The organism is Dactylosporangium cerinum (assembly GCF_042653625.1).
GTDB classification, from domain to species: Bacteria; Actinomycetota; Actinomycetes; order Mycobacteriales; family Micromonosporaceae; genus Dactylosporangium; species Dactylosporangium cerinum.
Genome location: NZ_JBHSIU010000068.1, coordinates 134,503 through 155,156 on the forward strand (window position 1 = coordinate 134,503; position 20,654 = coordinate 155,156).

A 20,654-nucleotide genomic window follows, 5' to 3' on the forward strand; every position below is an offset into this window, starting at 1 on the left:
GTCTCGCCGATCACGCGCATTTCCGAACGAAACACCCTGGAAACGGTACGCTCATCCGAGAGGGTGACTGAGGTCCGGACCGGACCAACCAGGGCCCGAACGCACTGCCGCCCCCGCACCGATGACGGAGCGGGGGCGACACAGGGCGGGCAGAACTACTTCTTCTTGCCCTTCTTGCCCTTCTTGTCCTTCTTCGACTTCTTCGCCATGACGCTCTCCTCTCCCCAGTGAACACGCGCCGTCCGGGGTCTTGATCGACCTCAAATCCTTGCGCTGTCAACACCGTAGCGGCAGTTGGCGGAAATCGACAGGGTCTTCGGTCACCTTTTCTTGGCCTCCTGTTTACCTTTTCGCGACGAGGCGTTCGCTCGGTAGGCTGTCGATATGGCCGAAAAGCTTGAGGTAGAACGGAAGTACGAGCTGCCCGAGGACTTCGCGATGCCCTCGATGATCGGAATCGCTGATGTGGTCAGGGTTACAGCTCCCGATGACCAACGTCTGGATGCGACCTACTACGACACGGTGGGACTGCGCCTCACCTCCGGCAGGGTGACATTGCGCCGTCGCAGCGGCGGCAACGACGCGGGCTGGCACCTCAAACGGCCGTCCGGCGGGGAGCGCAGCGAGCTGCAGGTGCCCGCGAAGGCCAAGCAGCGCACCGCGCCGCCCGAGATCACCACCCAGGTCCGGGCCCTCACCCGCGGCGAGCCGCTGCACCCGATCGCGCGCGTGCGCACCCACCGCATCGAGCGGGGCCTGCAGAACGCCGCCGGCGCGACGATCGCGCTCGTCGCCGACGACACCGTCGACACCGAGTCGCTGATCGGCGCCGGCGTCGTGCAGCACTGGCGGGAGCTGGAGGTCGAGCTGGTCGACGGCTCCCCCGCCGATCTCGCCCGCATCGACAAGGCGTTGCGTGCCGCGGGCGCCCGGCCGTCGGCGTCGCCGTCGAAGCTGTCCCTCGCGCTCGGCCCCGACCATCCGCGCCCGGCCACCGCCGCCACACCACGCTCCGCGGGCCGGCGCGCCCTCGCCGACTACGTGGCAGCAGCTCGCGACGCCGTCGTCGGCCACGACCCCGAGGTGCGCGGCGGCGACGCCGAGGCGGTGCACAGGATGCGGGTCGCGACCCGGCGGCTGCGCTCCACGCTGCGCACGTTCGCGCCACTGCTGGACGCGTCCGAGGGCGACCTGGACCGGCTGCACGACGAGGTCAAGTGGCTCACCGGACTGCTCGGCGAGGTGCGCGACGGCGACGTCATGGCCCAGCGCCTCGCGGACCTGCTCGCCGCCGAGCCGGTGGAGCTCGTGATCGGCCCGGTGCCGGCCCGCATCGCGCAGCGGCTCGCCGCGAGCACCGAGGACGCCCGGCGGCGGCTCATCGCGGAGCTGGACGGCCAGCGGTACATCACCCTGCTCAACGACCTCGACGCGCTGGTCGCGACGGTCGGCGGGGCCGGCCGGGTCGGCAAGCGCGAGGTGCGCCACCTCGCCCGCCGCGCGGTCCGCCGCGCCGACCGCCGCCTCACCGCCGCAGCGGGCGCGGGCGCGCAGACCGACGAACGGTTGCACGAGGCGCGCAAGGCCTACAAGCGCGCGCGGTACGCCGCCGAGCTGGCCACCCCGATCGCCGGGCCGCCCGCGGCGAAGCTCGCCGACCGGATCACCGACCTGCAGGACGTGCTGGGGGCACACCAGGACGCGATCGTCACCGCCGAACTGCTGCGGACCTACGGACTGCGGGCGTTCGCCGAGGGGGAGAACGCGTTCACCTACGGGCTGCTGCACGCCCGCCAGGCCGAGCACGGGCGGGCCGCCCTGGCAGCGCTGCCGCGGGCCCGGCGCCGCGCCGGCCGCGCGAAGGTCCGCCGCTGGCTGTCCTGAGGCGCGACAGACACAGCGCCGCGCCGGCCCCGCGCAAAGGTCCGCCGCCGGCTCACCTCAGGGGCCATATGCTCGGGTACATGATCGGGAAGCTGGACGTGGTCGTCCTCGACGCCGCCGACTACCGGGGCCTGGCCGCGTTCTACTGCGAGCTGACCGGCTGGGAGCAGACCTACGCCGACGACGACTGGGTCTCGGTGCGCGCCAACGACGGCTGGAAGGTCGGCTTCCAGCTGGCCCCCGACCACCGCCCGCCGCACTGGCCCGGCCAGGACCACCCGCAGCAGGCGCACCTGGACCTCCGCGTCCCCGAGCTGGAGCCGGCCCTGGAGCGGGTCCTGGCCCTGGGCGGCACCCTGCTGCGCCGCAACGAGCGCTGGCTCACCGTCGCCGACCCGGCCGGGCACCCCTTCGACCTGAACTGGCAGCCGGGCGGCGCCGGGTTCGAGCTGCTCGCCCCGGTCCTGGACTGCCCGGACCCGCTGACGCTGAGCTTCTTCTACACCGGTCTGCTGGGCAAGCCGCTGACCCACAACGACGACGACGGGTTCACCATGATCGGGGAGGTGGGCGCGCAACCGATGCTGTTCCAGCAGGTCGCCGACTACAACCCGCCCCGCTGGCCCGACCCGGCCCACCCGCAGCAGCTCCACCTCGACGTCCTGGTCGACGACCTCGACGCGGCCGAGGCGGCGGCCGTGGCGCTGGGCGCCACCAGGGTCCCGAGCACCGGCACGACCTTCCGCGTCTTCCTGGACCCGGTGGGCAAGCCGTTCTGCCTGTGCTCCGAACCGGGCTGAGCCGCCAGGTCGCCGATTGCCACCGCCGCCGCGGGGAACGGAGACGGCCTGCGGCTGCGGCGTCCTATGTGGACCCGCGGGTGGTGGACCTGCACCTGGACGGCGTCATGATCCCGGAACCGTCCGCACGCACCCGGGAGCGGTCCGGGGCGGCGGTCCTGGAGCTGCTTGCCGACGCATCGGGTCGATGACAGTATCTGCGGGTGCGGCTCGATCTTGCAGAACTTCGCAGCGCGTTCCACGGCACCCTGGTGACCCCTTACGACCCCGGTTACGAGGCGGCGCGGGTGCTGTTCAACACCCGGGTGCGGACCCGGCCGGCGCTGATCGCGCAGTGCGCGGACGCCGCCGACGTCGCCGCCGCGATCGGGTTCGCCCGGGAGGCGGGGCTGCCCCTGGCCGTCCGCGGTGGCGGGCATCACGCGGCCGGGCTGTCGCTGGTCGAGGGTGGCGTCGTCGTCGACGTCGGCGGCCTGCGGTCGGTCAGCCTGGACGCCGAGGCGCGCACGGTCACGGTCGGGCCCGGCGTCGGGTGGCGCGACATCGACAAGGTCACCTACGTGGAGCACTCGTTCACCGGCGACGACGGCCTGGAGTACGGTCTGGCCGGCCCCGGCGGTGAGTGCCCGACGGTGAGCAACGCCGGCTACAGCCTCGGCGGTGGCTACGGCCCGCTCGGCCGCACATTCGGGCTGGGCTGCGACCACATCGTCGCCGCGGAGGTCGTCGACGCGACCGGGACCGTGCTGCGGGTCACGCCGGACGAGCACCCGGAGCTGTTCTGGGCGCTGCGCGGCGCCGGTGGCGCCGGGTTCGGGGTGGTGACGTCGCTGACGTACCGGCTGAACCCGCTGCCGAAAACCGTCGTCGGCGGGGTCGTGGCGTGGCCGCTGGCGAAGGCCGGGGAGGTCTTCGCCGCCTACCGCGACCTGTACGAGGGGCGCACCGACGAACGGCTCGCGTTCTGCCTGCTGCTGACCACCGAGCCGTATCCGGACGGCGAGCCGGTCGTCGTCATGTACGGCCTGTACGTCGGTCCGCCCGGCGAGGCGGCGGAGGCGCTCAAACCGATCGAGGCGCTCGGGGAGCCGCTGTTCAGCTCGATCGGGGAGACGTCGTACTTCGACCTCATGCAGGGCATGGGCGAGGAGATCATGTACGGGCTGCAGTCGAAGTGGCTCGGCGGCTGGTTCAGCCCGGCCGGGTTCGACGAGCCCGCGTTCGCCACGATCCTGGACAACTTCCGGCGGCTGCCGTCGGGCTACTCCATGGTCCGGTTCGACCTGCTCGGCGGCGGTGCGATCGGCCGGGTCGCGCCCGACGCGACGGCGTTCGTGCACCGGGCGCCGCTGCACTACATCTCCGTCATCGCGCAGTGGCAGGGCGACGAGGAGACCGACGCCAACGTGACGTGGATCGACGACTTCGTCGAGCAGCTCGCCCCGCACCTGACCGGCGAGGTGTACCAGAACTACGCCAGCCGCGACCTGACGGACTGGGCCGGGGCGTACTACGGCGCGAACTACCCCCGCCTGCAGCAGGTGAAGCTGCGCTACGACCCTGACGACGTGTTCTCGACCCCGCAGTCGATCCGGCTGCCGTAGCGGGCGGCGAGCCGGGCGGCGGTCGCCGCCAGCCGGGCCCGCAGCTCCGGCGGGGCGAGGACCTCCAGGTCGGCGCCGAAGCGGAGCAGCTCGCCGTGCGCGTGGTCGACCGACTCGGTCGGCAGCGTCAGCTCGACCCAGCCGTCGGCGTCCGGCGGCCCCACGGAGCTGAGCGCCGCCCGCGTGACCGCCGGTGCGCACAGGTCCGGCAGCCGTCGCAGGCCCTCCGCGGACAGCCGGACCGTGGCGGTGCCGGTGTGCCGCCGTTCGGCGAAGTCGTCGAGGTACCGCCGCCAGTGCGCGGCGAGGTCGAACCCGTCCGGCCGGTCGAACCGCTCCCCGGTGGCGACGACGCTGAGCAGGTTCGCGACCTTGTAGGTGCGCACCTGCCCGTCGGCGCGGGCCACCACATACCAGCGGCCGCCCTTGAGCACCAGGCCGAACGGTTCCAGGACGCGGGTGACCTCCTGGGGTGCCTCCCAGCGGCGGTACCCGACCCGCAGCCGCCGCTGCCGCCACAGGGCGTCGGCGACCGGAGCGAGCAGCGGGTGATCGTGCTGCTCGTCGTACCAGTTGGGCAGGTCGATGTGCAGCCGGTGCTGGACGTGGTCGGCGCGGGCCCGCAGGTCGTCGGTGAGGGCGGCGCGCAGTTTCGTCGCCGCGCCGGCGGCGGCCGGGCCGAGGCCGAGGTCCGCGGCGGCGGCCGGGAGCATGCTCAGCGCGAGCGCCGCGGCCTCGTCGCCGGTGAGGCCGGTCAGCTGGGTGCGGTAGCCGGGCAGCAGCCGGTAGCCGCCGTCGTGGCCGGGCTCCCCGTGCAGCGGGACGCCTGCACCGTGCAGGGCCTCGATGTCGCGGTACACCGTGCGCACCGACACCTCGAGCTCCGCGGCGAGGGCCTCGGCGGTCATCCGGCCGCGTGCCTGCAGCAGCAGGATCAGGGAGACCAGCCGACCGGCGCGCACCTGATCATTTTCCACTGACAGCAGGTGTCAGGGAACCCTGATTAGCGTCCTGGTCATGAACAACTCCTTCGACTTCCTCGTCGGCACGTGGACCTCGACGCAACGACGGCTGCGCAAGGTCCTGGCCGGGTCCGACGACTGGTACGAGTTCACCGGCACCTCCCGCTGCTGGAACCTGATGGGCGGGGCCGGCAACGTCGACGAGATCGACTTCCCGAGCCAGGGCTTCAGCGGTGTGACGCTGCGCCTGTACGACCCGGGGACGCAGTTGTGGTCGCTGTACTGGGCGAGCAGCCGCAGCGGGCTGACGCTGCCGCCGATGGTCGGCCGGTTCGGCGCTGACGGGCGCGGCGTGTTCAGCGGCGACGACGTGCACGACGGCGCACCCATCACCTGCAACTACATCTGGTCGCGGATCACACCGGAGTCGGCCCGGTGGGAGCAGGAGTTCTCCGCCGACGGCGGGCGGACGTGGGAGACGAACTGGGTCATGGACTTCACGCGGGCGGGTTGAGCGCGGCGGTGACGGCGGCGGACTCGATGCCACGGGCGCACGCCTCGACCTGCGCCGGGGTGAGCCGGTGGGTGTCCGCCCAGACGGCCAGCCCGACCGCGTCGTCCACGGCGTCGACCTGCAGGTAGAAGGTGCCGTCGTAGGTCGGCAGGGTCCGGTCCCAGCGCAGCGTGGTGCGGGGCAGCGCGGCGCGGATCTGCTCGGCGGTGGGCGGCACCGCGGGCAGCGCCGCCGCCGGACCCCGCCGGTCGTTGACGAAGCACGAGATGTCGATCGGCTCGCCGCGGTCGGCGGCGAGGCGGTCCAGCATCGCCCGGTGGTCGGCGGGGTCGAAGTAGCCGTGCAGGTAGGCGCTCGTCGCGGCCCGCCACACCCGTTTCGCGACGGCGTCCAAGTCGCCACCGCCGCCATCGTCGTCGCCGCCGGAGACGTCGATGACGCAGATGCCGGGCTGGGTCAGGTGGCATACCGCATCGGCGAAGCCGGGGCGGAACCGGTTGCTCACCAGGACCTGCGCGACGCTCGGGGTGCGGCCGGTGACCCGGGACAGGGCGACGCCGTAGGCGGCGAGCAGCACGTGCCCGGTCTCCACGCCGGCCCGCGCGGCGACGACCTGCAGGGCGAGGTGCAGCGCCGGCGAGTGGCAGACGAGTTCCCAGAAGCGCGGGGTGCGCGGGTCGTCGGAGGTGCCGAACCGGGCCGCCGGCAGGTCCCGCAGCGCCGCCTCCCAGTGCCGCAGCGACTTCGCGCTGTGCCGGCGTTCGGCGGGCAGCGCCTGGCGGTGGGCGAGCTCCAGGGGATGGACGCCGCCGGCCGGTGCGTCGTCGGCCAGGTGCGGGAGATCCCGCACGAGGGCCTCGATGCCGAAGCCGTCGACGGCGAGGTGGGAGTACTGCACGACGAGGTGGCTCGGCGTGTCGTCGACGGTGACCACGCCCCACCGGACCGGAAACTCGGTCTCCAGGTCGAACGGGGTGAACTCGTAGCGGCTGCGCATCGCCTCGGCTGCCGCCGCGGCACCGTCCGATGTGGACGCGACGACGTCGAGCTCGACGGCGCCCGACGCGGACAGGATCTGTCGCGGTGGTTCCCCGGCGAGGCTGAAGCGGGTGCGCAGCGCCTGGTGCCGGCTCACCAGCCGGCCGAGCGTGGCGGCGAGCTCGGCGACGGACGCGTCCGGGCCGAGGGCCACGGTGCCGCCGATGTTCAAGGTCCGGCCGGTGCGCCGCATCGTCTGCCAGATCTCCCACTGGCCCCAGGTGAGCGGCGCGGTGCCGACGCCGTCGCCGTGGAACGGCACGGCCAGGCGGGACGTGGCAACGTGCATCGGCTACTCCTGCAGCGCGGCGGCGACCACCAGTTCCTCGATTCCACGCAGAATCGCCACCAGATCGTCCGGTGCCACCCGCTGGGTGTCAACGCGCAGGCTGATGTCGACCGTGTCCGGCACCGGATTGATCAGGAAGAACACCGTGGCGTACGGGTCGTCGGAGTTCGTGCCCCACCGCAGCCGGCTTTCCGGCAACGCGTCGGTGATGTCGTTCGCGCTCGCATGCGGCAGGACCTCCGCCGTCGCCATGGTCCGGCGCCGGTCGTTGAAGTAGGACTGCAGGTCGAGGGCGGCACCGCGCTCCTCGCCCACCCGGGCGATCATGTCCCACAGGTCGCGAGGGTCGTAGTAGGCGTGCATGCCGGCGGTCAGCTGGGTCTTCCAGACGCGGGCGACGACCTCGTCGAAACTTACATCCGCGGTGTCCACCACGCACAGGGCGCTCTGCGCCAGACCGGCGACCGATTCCTTGAAGCCGGGCCGGAAGCGGTTGCTCACCAGCATCCGCACCACGGTGGTGGGGTCGCCGGAGATCCGCGCCAGCATGAGCACGTACGCGGCGAGCAGGATCGTGCTGCTGTGCGCCTTGGTCCGCTCGGCGATCCGGCCGAGGGCGAGGTAGGCGGCGGGTGAGGAGTAGCTCGCCTCCCAGTACCGCGGCGACGGCGGGTCCGGCACCGGCGGGAAGCGCTCCGGCGAGATCTCGCGCAGCTGCTTCTCCCAGTGCCGCAGCGACGTGTTGTGCTGCCGCCGCCCCGCACCCCCGCGCTGCCGGCGGGCCAGCTCGGCGGGCTGGATGCCGGCGACCGGGGCGAGGTGCTCGCCGGTGGCCCGGTCCAGGTTGGCCATGTCGGCGATGAGCGCCTCGATGCCGTAGGCGTCGATCGCCATGTGGGAGTACAGCACGACGAACCATGCCGGGGTCCCGTCGCGGCACACGACCGCGGCGCGCACCGGCCAGTCCTCGGCGTTGTCGAACGGCGCGTCCTGCAGCGCGGCGTCGAGGGCCGCGGCGACCTCGGCCGGGTCGTCCTCGCCCGCCTCGACGATCTCGATGAGGAGCTCGCCCTCGCCGGACAGAACCTGCCGGGGCAGGCCGTCCTCGCCGAGCCGGTAGCGGGTCCGCAGTGATTGGTGCCGGCCGATGAGAAACGCGAGCTCCATGACGATCTGGTCGATCGTCTGACCGTCGAGCAGTGGCATCGTGCCGCCGGCCCAGTCGACCCGGCCACCGCCGAGTTCCATGGATCGCCAAGCAGCCCATTGACCCCAGGTCAATTCCTCGACACCCGATCCATCACCCTTGAAGTGGACCGGGATGCGCTGCGCCGTTGCAGTCTCCGCCATGACCTCTCGCCTCGTAATCGTCGGTGCATACGCAAGCCGAAGGGACTGCGGGGCGGCCGGCCGGCGCCGCCTGCGCCGTGCCGGCCGGCCGCCACGACAGGTTAGAGCCGGGCGTTACGGAGCTGAGCGTTGCTACCACGCAGCTGAGCAGCCTTCATTTCGCACCTCCCTTGCCTGGTCACTGGAAAGTGCTCGAAAGGGACCACTCGCGTGTTGTCCGGTTCCAGACCTGTTCGGACCCGGACGATCGCGCGGGCCCACCCTGCAAGCACTGCACCGGAGCCTATCGGCTGTCTTCTACCTGACGAAAGGGGTGAATATTGATCTCATCCAATCAATGCCTGAAGGTCCGAATTTTAACGATCGTTATGTCCGATTTCCACGGAAGCGTCGGTGAAATGCGAAAGGCATTGAAAGTTTACGAAGTGGGAACACCAGCGGTTGACACACTGCAAACCCCGGGCGATGCTTCTGTCGGTCATAGACTTCGGTCGTTCAAAATGACCGCAGGGGGCTTCTGCAGATTCGTCGTGAAGTCGACGGATGAGGTGTGCCCTGCCATTCCATATCGCACTGTGATGTGCCAAACGATATGAGGAGGTGAGCATCATGCGCGTTGTCTCCAGCCGGGTTGTGTCCAGCCGGGTCGTGTCGGGCGGCTGATTCCAGCCCCGTGAACACACCATCGAATGAGTAGGGAGCCCGTGCCGGCACGGCGCGGGGCGGCACCCGACGGGCATGGGTGTCATCCGCACCCGGCCGGGCTCCCCACCACCGGAAACCAGCACGGCAGCCGAGCGCCGCAAGCCGGCACCGAACGCCATACGGGGGCACCGAAGGACATCATCGAGCAGCATCCTGGAGGCGCACCTTGTCCGGCGACGAGACGTATCCGGCCACCGTCGGGCAGTTGTCCGTCTGGCGCGACATCGAGCGGTTCCCGCCCGACCGGCTGTGGGAGGCCAACCTCTCCTTCACCTGGGACCTGCCGGAGGGCACCTGGAGCGAGGAGCAGATCTGGTCCGCGCTCGGCAAGGTCGCCCTGCGGCACGCCTCGATGCGCACCACGTACGTCATCGACGACGAGGGCTTCCCCCGCCAGCGCATCGCCGCGGCCACCGCCGAGGAGGTCCTCGCCCAGGTCAGGCAGGGCACCGCCGAGGTCGCCGACCGCGAGGCGAAGGACGCCGCCGAGATCCGCCGCGGCATCGACGCCCTCACCGAACTGCCCTGGCGGGCGTGGATCCTGCTCGACGCCGGCGTCCCCCGGCAGGTGCTCGTCGTGGTCAACCACATGGCCGCCGACGGCGTCGCCTCGGTCGTGCTCCGCGAGGACTTCGAGACCATCCTCGGCGGCACCGACCTGCCGCCCGCGCCGGGCCCCCTCGAGCTCGCCCTCAACCAGCAGGGCGAGGGCAGCGGCCGGCTGCGCAACGCCGAGCGGTACTGGCGGCGCACCCTCGCCGCGGCGCCCCGCCGGCACGAACCCGAGGACGTCAGCACGCTCGGCGCGGTGCTGAGCAGCGGCATCCCGATGCCCCTGGCGCACGAGGCGATGGGCAAGTACGACGTCACCCTGGCCAGCCTGATCCTCGCCGCCTACTACCGCGGCATCCAGGCGGCCACCGGCGAGCGCGAGGTGCTGCTGTTCCCGATGTCGGCCAACCGGTTCGACGAGCAGCACGCCCGGGTCGTGACCAGCCTGAACCAGTGGGCGCCGCTGCTGCTGGACCTGGAGGCGGACGAACCGTTCCCGGCGATCCTGCCGAAGGTGCACTGGAAGGCGTTCAACGCGTTGAAGAACGGCGTCTGCTCACCCGACGCGATCTGGCAGATCCGCGACGAGCACAGCCGCCTCGACCCGCCCGTCGACCGCGGGTTCTACTACAACCCGATGCTCGCGCCGCCCGGGTTCCCGTCCGAGGACCGCCTCGAGGCACCCAAGGTCGACTGGTTCGAGCACGGGCGCACCACCGGCCCCGGCTTCTACCTGATCGTGCGCGGTCTGACCTCGCTCAACCTGATGTTCCGGGTCAACCGGGCCGGCTTCGACCGCGAGGCGCTGAGCACCGTCATGACCACGATGCAGGCCTGCCTGGCGGAGACCCTCGGCGGGCAGCCCCTGTAGGCACTGCAGGGCGCGACCCGTCCGGGTCGCGCCCTGCAGTTCGTGCGGCGGCCGGTCAGTCGCGCAGCGAGCGTCCGGTCTTGGTGAGGAAGACGTCGTCCAGCGTCGGGCGGTGCAGCTCGATCGTCGCCAGCTTGATCCCGGCCCCCTCGAGGGTGCGCATGATCTGCGGGATCGCCGAGTCCCCGGCGTCGACGTTGAGTCGCAGCTCGTTGTCCTCGCGGACCTCGACGCCGTTGGCGAACGACTCCTTGCCCAGCAGCTCACCGGCCCGCTCGGCCTCCTCGGCGACCACGACGGTGACGACGTCGCCGGAGATCTCCCGCTTCAGGTCGGCGGGGGTACCCTCGGCGACGATCTCGCCGTGGTCGATGATCGCGATCCGGTCGCAGAGCGCGTCGGCCTCGTCGAGGTAGTGCGTGGTGATGAAGACCGTCATACCCTCGGCGCGCAGCCGGCGGATCTCGTCCCACATGTGGGCGCGGCTCTGCGGGTCCAGGCCGGAGGTCGGCTCGTCCAGGAACAGCACCTGCGGCTGGTGGATGACGCCCATCGCGATGTCGACGCGGCGGCGCTGGCCACCGGAGTACGTCTTGCACTTGCGGTCGGCGTACTCGGTGAGGTCGAACGCCGCCAGGGCCGCCTCGGCGCGCTGCTCCGCCTCGGCCTTGCCGATGCCGTACATGCGCGCCTGCAGCACGATCTCCTCGCGGCCGGTCACGTCGTCGGTGGTGCCGCCGCCCTGCGCCACGAAGCCGATGACCCGCCGCACCGCCTCGGGCTCGGTGCGAAGGTTCGCCCCGGCGATCGTCGCCTCGCCGTCGTCGGCGGACAGCAGGGTCGCGAGCATCCGCAGCGTGGTGGTCTTGCCGGCGCCGTTCGGGCCGAGGAAGCCGAAGATCTCGCCCTGCGCGACGTCCAGGTCGATGCCCTTGACCGCCTCGACGCTGGTCGCCTTCTTGCCACGGCCGGACTTGTAGACCTTCTTCAGGCCCTTGATCTTGATCATGACAGTGCTCCTATACCGACCGGACTACCGGACCGAACGCGAGAATGTGCGGGCCGACCAGATCACGGCGACCACCATGAGGGCCGCGGCGATGACGATGCTCTGCCAGATCGCCGGGTTGCCGGTGTCCCCGATGAACAGCGCACGCAGGCCCTTGGCGGCCCAGTTGAACGGGTTGAAGTCGGCGACCGTGCGCAGCCACAGCGGCGCGAGGGCGAGCGGCAGCAGGGTGCCGGACAGCAGCATCAGCGGCTGGGCGATGTTGTTGACGACCTGCCCGAGCACGCTGGGGTTGGCGACGCGGATCGCGATGCCGTAGGAGATCGACGCCGACGACAGCGCGCACAGGGCCAGGATCGCGTAGCCGAGCAGCAGGCTGCCGATGTTGACGAACACGCCGAACGGCAGCGACAGGACGGTGATGATGATGCACTGCACGACGACGGTGACGACGTCGCGCAGCGACCGGCCCAGCAGCAGCGCGACCCGGCTGACCGTGGTCACCCGGGACCGTTCGATGACGCCGTTGGCGAGGTCGCCGAGCAGGCCGAAGCCGACGTAGAGACCGCCGGCGAGCGCCAGTGCGATGAGCATGCCGGGCACGTAGATCTTGTACGCGTCGCTCATCGTATTCGCGCCGACCGAGGCGAGCGCCGGCTTGAGCAGCGGCGCGAAGAGGATCAGGTAGACCGCCGGCTGGGCCACGCCGAGGACCACCCACAGCGGCGAGCGGAGCATCAGCAGCATGTGCCGCTGGAAGATCAACCAGGTGTCACGCAGGAGTTTCACGCGCTTGCTCGCTTTCAGACGTCGTGCGTTGGGGGAGAATCGAGGAGCTGCCGGACCGGCGTGACAGCTGGATCAATGCCGTCGCGGCGGCCTCCGCGCCGCCGCCCGCGAGCAGTCGCTTGCCGGTCCCCCGCGCCGCCTCGGCGTAGCGGGGGTCGTCGAGGAGGACGAGCAGCGCGGCGCGCAGCGCCTCGGGCCGGCTGTGGTCGATCGAGACCCGCAGCCCGGCGCCGGCCCGCGCCACCGCCGAGGCCATGAGCGCCTGATCGCCCTTGATCGGGGCGACGAGCAGCGGCACGCCGTGCACCAGGGACTCGTTGACGGTGTTGGCGCCGCCGTGGCTGACCACCGCGTGCAGGTGCGGCAGCAGGTCGAGCACGGGCACGGGCCGGCGCACGAGCACGTGGCCCGGCTCGCCGGTGATGGTGCCCTGCGGCGCGACCACGACCGCCTGCAGCTGGTCGCCGAGCGGTTCGAGGGCGGCCAGGACCCGCGGGTAGAAATGCGCGGCCTGGTCCATGTTCAGCGTGCCCATGGTGACCAGGACGTGCTTGCGGGCCGGGTCGAGCCAGTCGAACGGGAAGTCCGGATCCGGGGCGCGCGGGGCGATCGACGGGCCGACGGTGAACGTGTTCGGCGGCAGCTGCGCCGGGTCGTCCAGGAGGTCCTCGCCGAGGAAGCTGATCACCAGGTCCGGTGAGAACCGCAGGTCCCACGGTGGTTCCCCGGGATGCCCCGCGGTGGTCCACGCGGTGCGCATCTGCTGCTGGATCCACTCCTCCACGCGGGGCAGGCCACGGGCGAACGGCCTGGTCAGCTCCATCGCGCTGGACGCGACGGTGGCCCACGGCAGCCCGAAGCGGTGCGCCACGATCGGGCCCGCGATCGCGTGCTGGTCGACGACGAGCAGGTCCGGCCGGAACGCCTCGACCGCCGCCTCGACCCCTTTGCGGGTGTACTTCGTGTGCGGCAGGATGTAGCCCTCCCACCGCGAGCGGGTCGCGTCGAGGCCGCGTTCGGCCTGGCCACGGTGGGCGCGCAGCGGGATCGGGTGGATCGCCGCGTCCGGGCCCGCGAGGGGGCGCAGAAACGACTCCGACCCGGCCCACAGGACCTCGTGGCCGCGCGCCAGGAGCACCTTGGCCACGGACACCATCGGGTTGACGTGGCCCGTCAACGGCAGGGACAAGAACAGGAACCGGCTCATGCCGTCGCCTCCGCTGCGCTCCGGCGCCTGCCTGAGCTGGCCCTGAGCTGCTGATTCGCGGCTCCTCCGCTCCGCTGCGGCCCGCTCATGCACGGGCTCCGGCAAGCTCGGCCAGGTCTGCGACCGTGAGCTCGATGAGCTCGGGCAGCTCCAGTCCGGCCACGTACGTGGCGAGGTCGACGCCCGGCCCGTACCGCTGCCGCATCGCCTCGCTGAGCGCGACCAGCTCGAGGCTGTCCACGAACAGGTCGGTGTCGACCCGGGTGGCGGGCGTGACCGCCGCCGCCCAGGCCTCGTCCTCGCCGGTGACCTGGCGCAGCAGCTCCACGATCTCCTGGTGGGGCGGCGCGGCCATGACGATCAGTCCCCTGCCGCCGGCTTCGTGGCGCGCACGGCGCCGTAGGTCACCGCACCGGTCTGGAAACCCTTGAGCATCAGCGGGCCGGCGTAGAAGAAGCCGAGCACGTCGACGCCCCGGTCGCGGGCCAGGTCACGCATCATCGACCGGCCGTTGTCGAGCTCCTTGACCTGGGCGAACCCGGGCTCCCAGGAGTTGGCGACGTTGGCGCTCCAGTCGACGAAGGCGATCCCGGTGAACCCGGCCGCGGCGGCGAGCCGCTCGTGCTCCTCCAGGGAGGAGAAGCTGGGCATGACCTGGTGGCGCAGGATCTGGTCGACGGTGCGGGTCTCCTCGGCAGTGAGCTCGCCGTCGCGGACGGACCAGGTGGCGATCGCGACCAGGCCGCCGGGTCTGAGCACCCGCAGGACCTCGGCGAAGAACGCCTCCCGGTCCGCGATGTGCATGAGGCTCTCGACGGCCCAGACCACGTCGAACGACCCGTCCGGGTAGTCGTTGGCCATGAAGTCGCACTGGCGGAAGTTGGTGCGCTCGCCGAGGCCGAGCTCCGCGGCCTTCTCGTTGGCCCGGGCGGCCTGCGCGGCGCTGAGGGTGACGCCCTCGACGGTGCAGCCGAGGGGGCCGGCGAGGTGCATCGCCGGTCCGCCGATGCCGCAGCCGACGTCGAGGACCCGGGCACCGGCCGGGATACCGGCGAAGTCGACCAGCTCGCGCACAAGGCGGTCGGTCGCGGCGTGCCGGTCGTCGTCGTTGCCGGGGCGCTCGCCGATGTCCCAGAAGCCGTGGTGCACGTGCTGGCCCCACAGGTCCTCGTACAGGTCCAGGGTCGTGTCGTAATACCGTTCGACGGCGGCGTTCAGCCCCGGCCCGGCCGGTGCGGACGGGTATGCGGAACCGGCATTTGCTTTCACAGTCGCAAATCTCCGAATGGGATCACCAGCTTTGGGCGCGTTCCCGGATTAGGGACGCACGGAGCCCGGCCATTGTATGGGCGACGCGCCGACGCTTGTCAATGCACGTTACATGGCCGGCAACCGCCCCCGGCCTGCACTGTCGCTGATCGCGCAGGCGGACGCTCATCACGCCGCCATACATGGGGAAACGGTATATCAACCCGGGCGGACGTTCACGGGTGTCAATCGTGACGGTTGCGCACCGTACCGTATGAGCTTGGGCGTGAGGAGAGTGTTCTCAGGTTAGATACCGGTTCTATCCGGTGCGCCGGTTAGCGTCACATATTGCCCCATTTGGCTGTCACAACAAGTTCCGGAACCGTCCTGACCTCGGGGTTTTGTAAAACGATCCCACGACCGAAGACGGCGTAGAACGTATCGATGCAAACGATTTTTAGCGGGCGTAGGCGTGGCAGAACGGACATACGGCTGCACGGTCGGGTTGTGCACTCTTGTAAAACCGCTTTGATTGCGTAAGGTCTATGGCTAGTCGAGCCGACTAATTCCTGCGCATTGTGTCCGGGCGTGATTCACACCGGCGGCAGCAGGCTCGCTCGACGTTCGCAGTGTGTCATTCGGGGGTTGCACACGCTGATCGCCGGCCAACGTGGGCCGTCCGGTCAGCGGGGCAGCCGTGTGCGCAGAAAGGGGTTCCGGGTGACCGACGACGCCCAACCGACCCCGGGCATCGACCCCTCGTGGGTCGACGAGGTGCTGCTGGCCGGCCCCGCGGACCAGGTCGCCCTGGTCTTCGAGGCCCCCGTCACTCGTGCTGAGCTGCGCAGATTGATATCCGCCAAACAGTCCGTCCTCGCCGCCGCCGGGCTCGGCCGCGGCGGGTCCGTCGCGCTCTGCCTTGCCCCGTCGCTCGCGTTCGTCACCAACCTGCTCGCCGCCTGGCGGCTCGGCGCCCGCGCGGCGCTGCTCGACCACCGCCTCACCGCCTACGAGGTCGACAACGCCCTGCAACGGCTGGCGCCGCAGGTCGTGGTCACCGCCAAGCACGTCACGGGCGGGCCGCTGCGCGGTTTCGTCGAGATCGAGGAGCGCATCGCCACCTACCCGGGGCGGCCCGCCGACACCGCGCACGCGCTCATCCAGCTCAGCTCCGGCTCGACCGGCCCGTCGAAGGTCATCGCCCGCACCGCGGCGAACCTCGTCGAGGAGGTCGAGCGCTACGTGAAGATCGGCGCCGGGGTGCCGCAGGGCGGCGAGCGGATCGTCTCGCTCGCGTCGATGGTGCACGTGCTCGGTCTGGTCGGCGGCCTGCTCTACGGCCTGCACGCCGGCGCTCAGTTCGTGGTGCCGGCGCGGATGACCGCCGACGGCATCCTCTCCACGGTCGCCGCCGGGCCGGAGCCCACCACCCTGCTCGGCGTCCCCTTCCACATCGAGCTGCTCTCGTCGGTGCAGACCCCGATGAAACTTCCACAGCTGACCGGCATGACCACCGGCGGGGAACTGGTCCGCGCCGAGGTCTACGGAGGCTTCGTCGACCGCTACGGCATCCGGCTCGGCAACATGTACGGGATGACCGAGGTCGGCGTCATCGCCACCGACCTGTTCGGCGAACACCGCCCTTCCCTCACCCCCGCACCCGGTCTCACCGTCCGCGAGGAAGCCGGCGAACTGCTCGTGTCGCTGCCCGCGTCGCCGTACCTCGGCCTCGTCGACCCGGCCCGCTGGGCCGACGGCTGGCTGCACACCAAGGACGCCGGCAGCGTCGAGGAGTCCACCGGCCGCATGCGCATCCACGGCCGGCGCGACTCGCAGGTCTCCGTCGGCGGCCTCAAGGTCGACCTGACCGAGGTCGAGCACACGCTTGCCGCGCTGCCCGGTGTCGCCAGCGCCGTCGTGACGTTCGACAAGGCCATCGAGGCGTACGTGATGCTGCGCGACGGCGCCACCTCGGCGCAGGTCCAGGAGCGGCTGGCCGAGCGCCTCGCCGGCTTCAAGCGGCCACGCGTGCTGAAGGTCGTGGAACAGCTGCCGCGCACCGCCACCGGCAAGCTCGTCCGGGACCGCGCCGCGCTGCTCGCCGCTGCCGCCACCGATGCCGCGCCCGCGATCCCAGCGGCGATCTCAGCCGCGATCCCCGGGCAGCGTGCGGGACAAGACGTGACCGATGGCGCGACCGACCTGGTCGCGCCGGCACCCGTGAAGGAAGGGAACCGTTGATGAACGACACCACGAATCAGGAAATTCGCCAGTTCCTGATCGACTCGTTGACCGAGATGAACTACAGCGTCGAGGACATCGACGACGACACCGCGCTCGGCCCGGCCGGCGCCGACCTCGAGTCGCTGTCGCTCGCCGAGCTCGCCGTGCGCGTCGAGGACCGCTTCGGCGTCCGCTTCGACGACGACGAGGCGGAGAAGCTGGCCGGGATGACCGTCGGCGAGTTCATCGCCGCCGTCGCCGAGCGCCGGTCCGCCGCTGCCACGGCGGGCAGCTGAGCGTGGCCACTGCACCAACCCGCGACGACGTCCTGGCCATGCTCGCCACCTACGGCGACCGCTCGCCGGCTGACATCGCCGAGGGGATCGACTCCCTGGAGCTTGCCTGGCTCGTCCACCAGCTCGAACAGCACTACGGCGGGCCGCTCGACCTCGACGACGACGCTCTCGCCCGGATGTCGACGGTGAGCGGCACGCTCGAAGTCCTCCAGGAACTGAAGGTCGAGACGGGTTCGCGATGACCACCACCATGACCGCTCGGCGCGGTCCGGGTGAGGTGGTGCTGACCGGAGCGGCCGTGCTGAGCGCGTTCGGCCGGGGCATGACCGCCCTGGCCGACGGCCTCGACGCGGGGACGCCGGCGTTCCAGCCGGTCGACCGGTTCGACGTGACGGGACGGCGGGTCGGGGTGGCCGCGGCCGTGCCCGGCTCCCCCGCCCTCACCGACGAGCTCGTGCGCGTGGTGGACGAGGCCTGTGACGAGGCCAAGCTCAGCACCGCCGAACGGGCCGGCGCGCCACTCTTCCTCGCCCTGCACGGCGACCCCGCCCTGGCCCGCGTGGCCGAGGCCGACCGCCGCCGGCACAGCAGCACCGCGTTCACCGTGGCGATCGCCACCGCGACCGGACTCGCCGATCTCCCGATCGGCACGGGCATCCGGGCGTACACCACGGCGTGCGTCGCGGCGAGCACCGCAGTCGCCGACGCGGCGGCGGCGATCGCCCGCGGCGAACTCGACCGGGTCGTCGTGGCCGGTGGGTACCTGGTGGACGCTGATCAGTTCTCCTTGTTCGACGCGGGCCGTGCACTGTCCACTGACGGACAGGTCCGGCCGTTCAGCGAGGGACGGCGCGGGCTGCTGCTCGGCGACGGCGTCGGCGCGGTCGTCGTGGAGTCCGCCGCGGCGGCCCGCGAGCGTGGCGTCCCGGCGCTGGCCCGGCTCGCCGGCTGGGGTCGCGCCGGCGACGCGCACCACCCGTGCCAGCCGCACCCGGAGGGGCACGGGCTCGCCCGCGCCATCACCGCCGCCCTGCAGCGCGCGGGCATCGGCCCGGCGGACCTCGGCTACGTCAACGCGCACGGCTCCGGCACCGCGCAGAGCGACGTCGCGGAGTCCGCGGCGCTGCACACCGCCCTCGGCGAGCACGCCGGCACCGTGCCGGTCTCCTCGACGAAGTCGTTGCACGGCCAGGCACTCGAAGCGTCCGGTGTACTGGAACTGATCGTCACCCTGCACGCGCTGCGCACCGGGCGGCTGCCGGTCAACGCCGGGTTCCTGGCCGCGGACGAGCACTGCGCGCTGAACCTGGTCCTCGACGGTCGCACCGCGGCGACGCCCACCTACGCCCTGTCGTTGAACGCGGCCTTCGGCGGCGCCAACACCGCCCTGCTGGTGGGATCAGCATGAGCGGATTACTGGTCGGTCCTGAAGAGCAGGAGCAGGGTCTCGGCACGGCGGAACTGTTCGTCGAGGACATCCCGCCGCTGACCGCGCTCGCCGCGCGGGCCGGTCTCGACGTCGTCGCCGCCGCCGACTGGCCGGAGCCGGGTGACGAGGAGCTGCCGAAGCTGGCCGGTTTCGTGCACTCGACGTTCAACCCGCTCGTCGCCGCCGCCGCCGGACGCTGCCTCCAGCGCCGCCCGGAGAGCGCTCCACCGCCGGTCACCGCGATCGTGCTCGTCACGTCCCTCGGCGACGTGGCCAGCGCGGCGCACGTCGCCGAGGCCGTCGACACCGGCGGCCGGGTCGGGCCGCTGTTCTTCTTCCAGTCGGTGCCCAACGCCGTCGCCGGTCACGTCGCCTCCCGCTGGCGGCTGACCGGCCCGGTCGTGTGCGTCGACAGCACCGACGCCGGGCTCACCGTGGCCCGGCTCCTGCTCGCCGACGGCGACGCCGGCGAGGTCCTCGTCGTCCTCCTCGAACAGGCCGCCGCGCCCGAGGCCATCACCGGAACCAGCCACGACACCGCCGCAGTGGTGCTCCTCGCTGAAAGAACCGTCGAAAGAGGTGCGTCATGAGCAGATCCATCGCTGTCACGGGGATCGGGCTCGTCACCCCCGTCGGCACCACGGGCGCCGAGGTGTTCGACGCGATGTGCGACGGGCGCTCCGGCCTGACCCGGCCCGCCGCCGACCATCCCCTCTTCGGATCGACCGACGTGGCCGCGTTCTCCCCGCCGATCGACCCGACGTCGGTGCTGCCGGCGCCGGAGACGCGGGTCGTCGACCGGTACATCATCATGGCGATGGCCGCCGCCGAACGGGCCCTCGCCGACGCCGGCATCGAGGTCGGCCGCGACGTCGACCCCTACCGCATCGCCATCATCCTGTCCGGCACCGGCGGTCTCGCGACCCTCGACGCGCAGGCGGTGCTGCGCTCGCAGAAGGGCCGCCTCGGCGTCAGCCCCTACCTGCTGCCCGGCATGCTGCCGAACATGGGCGCGGCCCGGGTCGCGATGCGCCACGGGATCCAGGGGTACAGCTCCTCCATCGGCACCGCCTGCGCGGCCGGCGCCCAGTCGATCGGCGAGGCCATGCGGCTGCTGCGGGCCGGCGAGGCGGACGTCGTCGTCGCCGGGTGCAGCGAGGCCCCGCTGTTCCCGACCCTCGCCGACACGTTCGGCAACGCCCGGGCGCTGGCCCGGGGCTGGGACGACCCGACCGCGGCGAGCCGCCCCTTCGACCGCCGGCGCAACGGGCTCGTCCTCGGTGAGGGCGCCGGGGTGTTCGTCGTCGAACGCGCCGAGCACGCCGAGGCCCGCCGGGCCCGCCGCTACGCCGACCTCGTCGGCTGGGGCGCCACCAACGACGCCCACCACCCGACCACCCCGCGCCCCGACGGGTCGGCCGCCGCCGCCTGCATGAGCCGGGCCATCGCCGACGCCGGCATCACGCCCGCAGACGTCGGCTACGTCAACGCGCACGGCACCAGCACCAAACTCGGCGACGTGGCCGAGTCCACCGCGATCCGTGCGGTGTTCGGTGCCGGTACCCCACCGGTCAGCTCGACCAAGGGCGTGACCGGCCACATGCTCGGCGCCTCCGGGGTGGTGGAAGCCGCGGTGTCGGTGCACGCCATGCTCCGCGGGCTGCTCCCGCCGACACACAACCTGGACGAGCCAGATCCCGCCTGCGACGTGGACCACCTCATCAAGCCCCGCCCCGCCGAGGTGACCCACGTGCTGTCCAACTCCTTCGGCTTCGGCGGCCACAACGTGAGCCTGATCTTCGGCCGGCCGGAGTCCGCCTGGACGCGCTCAGACACAGGCCCAGAGACACGCACGGCGTGACGCCCGCTCGTCGCAGCCACCTG

General features: G+C 71.6%; 19 protein-coding genes. 11 read left to right on the forward strand and 8 right to left on the reverse strand.

The window, feature by feature from the left end:
- Positions 1-384 precede the first annotated feature (384 nt).
- From ACFPIJ_RS45775 to ACFPIJ_RS45785, 3 genes are all read left to right on the forward strand, one after another.
- Positions 385-1,884, forward strand: coding sequence for a CYTH and CHAD domain-containing protein (locus tag ACFPIJ_RS45775; protein ID WP_380125679.1), 1,500 nt, complete (start codon positions 385-387; stop codon positions 1,882-1,884).
- Between the two features lie 80 nt (positions 1,885-1,964).
- On the forward strand, positions 1,965-2,684 hold the full coding sequence (locus ACFPIJ_RS45780) for a VOC family protein (RefSeq protein WP_380125681.1): 720 nt from the start codon (positions 1,965-1,967) through the stop codon (positions 2,682-2,684).
- A 203-nt stretch (positions 2,685-2,887) separates the two neighbouring features.
- Positions 2,888-4,288: an FAD-binding oxidoreductase gene (locus tag ACFPIJ_RS45785; protein ID WP_380125683.1), complete on the forward strand. Its 1,401-nt coding sequence runs from the start codon at positions 2,888-2,890 to the stop codon at positions 4,286-4,288.
- On the opposite strand, the gene ACFPIJ_RS45790 is transcribed toward ACFPIJ_RS45785, so the two are convergent.
- A complete protein-coding gene (locus ACFPIJ_RS45790; RefSeq protein WP_380125685.1) occupies positions 4,237-5,250 on the reverse strand; it encodes a helix-turn-helix transcriptional regulator in 1,014 nt (337 codons plus the stop codon). The genes ACFPIJ_RS45785 and ACFPIJ_RS45790 overlap by 52 nt on opposite strands.
- Before the next feature lie 55 nt (positions 5,251-5,305).
- Here ACFPIJ_RS45790 and ACFPIJ_RS45795 point away from each other — a divergent pair, with 55 nt between their 5' ends.
- On the forward strand, positions 5,306-5,764 hold the full coding sequence (locus tag ACFPIJ_RS45795; RefSeq protein WP_380125687.1) for a hypothetical protein: 459 nt from the start codon (positions 5,306-5,308) through the stop codon (positions 5,762-5,764).
- Here the strand turns inward: ACFPIJ_RS45795 and ACFPIJ_RS45800 are convergent.
- Together ACFPIJ_RS45800 and ACFPIJ_RS45805 are read right to left on the reverse strand one after the other, a co-directional pair.
- A complete protein-coding gene (locus tag ACFPIJ_RS45800) occupies positions 5,748-7,091 on the reverse strand; it encodes a condensation domain-containing protein (RefSeq protein WP_380125689.1) in 1,344 nt (447 codons plus the stop codon). The two genes, ACFPIJ_RS45795 and ACFPIJ_RS45800, sit on opposite strands and share 17 nt — an antisense overlap.
- Before the next feature lie 3 nt (positions 7,092-7,094).
- A complete protein-coding gene (locus tag ACFPIJ_RS45805) occupies positions 7,095-8,441 on the reverse strand; it encodes a condensation domain-containing protein (RefSeq protein WP_380125691.1) in 1,347 nt (448 codons plus the stop codon).
- An 871-nt stretch (positions 8,442-9,312) separates the two neighbouring features.
- Between ACFPIJ_RS45805 and ACFPIJ_RS45810 the strand changes: the two genes are divergently transcribed.
- Entirely contained in the window at positions 9,313-10,569 is a 1,257-nt protein-coding gene (locus tag ACFPIJ_RS45810) for a condensation domain-containing protein (RefSeq protein ID WP_380125692.1), read from the forward strand.
- Positions 10,570-10,624: 55 nt separating this feature from the next.
- Here ACFPIJ_RS45810 and ACFPIJ_RS45815 read toward each other — a convergent pair whose 3' ends face one another.
- From ACFPIJ_RS45815 to ACFPIJ_RS45835, 5 genes are all read right to left on the reverse strand, one after another.
- Complete coding sequence (locus tag ACFPIJ_RS45815) at positions 10,625-11,578, reverse strand: ATP-binding cassette domain-containing protein (RefSeq protein ID WP_380125694.1); 954 nt, start codon at positions 11,576-11,578, stop codon at positions 10,625-10,627.
- A 24-nt stretch (positions 11,579-11,602) separates the two neighbouring features.
- A complete protein-coding gene (locus tag ACFPIJ_RS45820; RefSeq protein WP_380125696.1) occupies positions 11,603-12,367 on the reverse strand; it encodes an ABC transporter permease in 765 nt (254 codons plus the stop codon).
- The gene (locus ACFPIJ_RS45825; protein WP_380125698.1) at positions 12,351-13,574 is read right to left on the reverse strand and encodes a glycosyltransferase; all 1,224 of its coding nucleotides are present in this window, start codon (positions 13,572-13,574) and stop codon (positions 12,351-12,353) included. Before ACFPIJ_RS45825 ends, ACFPIJ_RS45820 begins: the two co-directional genes overlap by 17 nt.
- A gap of 85 nt (positions 13,575-13,659) precedes the next feature.
- Positions 13,660-13,929 carry a phosphopantetheine-binding protein gene (locus tag ACFPIJ_RS45830; protein WP_380125700.1) on the reverse strand — a complete coding sequence of 90 codons (270 nt, stop codon included), beginning with the start codon at positions 13,927-13,929 and terminating at the stop codon, positions 13,660-13,662.
- Between the two features lie 5 nt (positions 13,930-13,934).
- Positions 13,935-14,843: a methyltransferase domain-containing protein gene (locus ACFPIJ_RS45835; protein WP_380125702.1), complete on the reverse strand. Its 909-nt coding sequence runs from the start codon at positions 14,841-14,843 to the stop codon at positions 13,935-13,937.
- A 699-nt stretch (positions 14,844-15,542) separates the two neighbouring features.
- Here ACFPIJ_RS45835 and ACFPIJ_RS45840 point away from each other — a divergent pair.
- From ACFPIJ_RS45840 to ACFPIJ_RS45865, 6 genes are read left to right on the forward strand one after another with little or no spacing between them, the layout of a single operon-like run.
- A complete protein-coding gene (locus ACFPIJ_RS45840) occupies positions 15,543-17,063 on the forward strand; it encodes a class I adenylate-forming enzyme family protein (RefSeq protein WP_380125704.1) in 1,521 nt (506 codons plus the stop codon).
- Entirely contained in the window at positions 17,063-17,341 is a 279-nt protein-coding gene (locus tag ACFPIJ_RS45845; protein WP_380125706.1) for an acyl carrier protein, read from the forward strand. Before ACFPIJ_RS45840 ends, ACFPIJ_RS45845 begins: the two co-directional genes overlap by 1 nt.
- 38 nt (positions 17,342-17,379) lie before the next feature.
- Entirely contained in the window at positions 17,380-17,583 is a 204-nt protein-coding gene (locus tag ACFPIJ_RS45850; protein WP_380125805.1) for a hypothetical protein, read from the forward strand.
- Complete coding sequence (locus tag ACFPIJ_RS45855; protein WP_380125708.1) at positions 17,580-18,749, forward strand: beta-ketoacyl synthase N-terminal-like domain-containing protein; 1,170 nt, start codon at positions 17,580-17,582, stop codon at positions 18,747-18,749. Before ACFPIJ_RS45850 ends, ACFPIJ_RS45855 begins: the two co-directional genes overlap by 4 nt.
- Complete coding sequence (locus ACFPIJ_RS45860; protein WP_380125710.1) at positions 18,746-19,360, forward strand: hypothetical protein; 615 nt, start codon at positions 18,746-18,748, stop codon at positions 19,358-19,360. The genes ACFPIJ_RS45855 and ACFPIJ_RS45860 overlap by 4 nt, the downstream gene beginning before the upstream one ends.
- Positions 19,357-20,631, forward strand: coding sequence for a beta-ketoacyl-[acyl-carrier-protein] synthase family protein (locus tag ACFPIJ_RS45865; RefSeq protein ID WP_380125712.1), 1,275 nt, complete (start codon positions 19,357-19,359; stop codon positions 20,629-20,631). The genes ACFPIJ_RS45860 and ACFPIJ_RS45865 overlap by 4 nt, the downstream gene beginning before the upstream one ends.
- Positions 20,632-20,654: the final 23 nt, after the last annotated feature.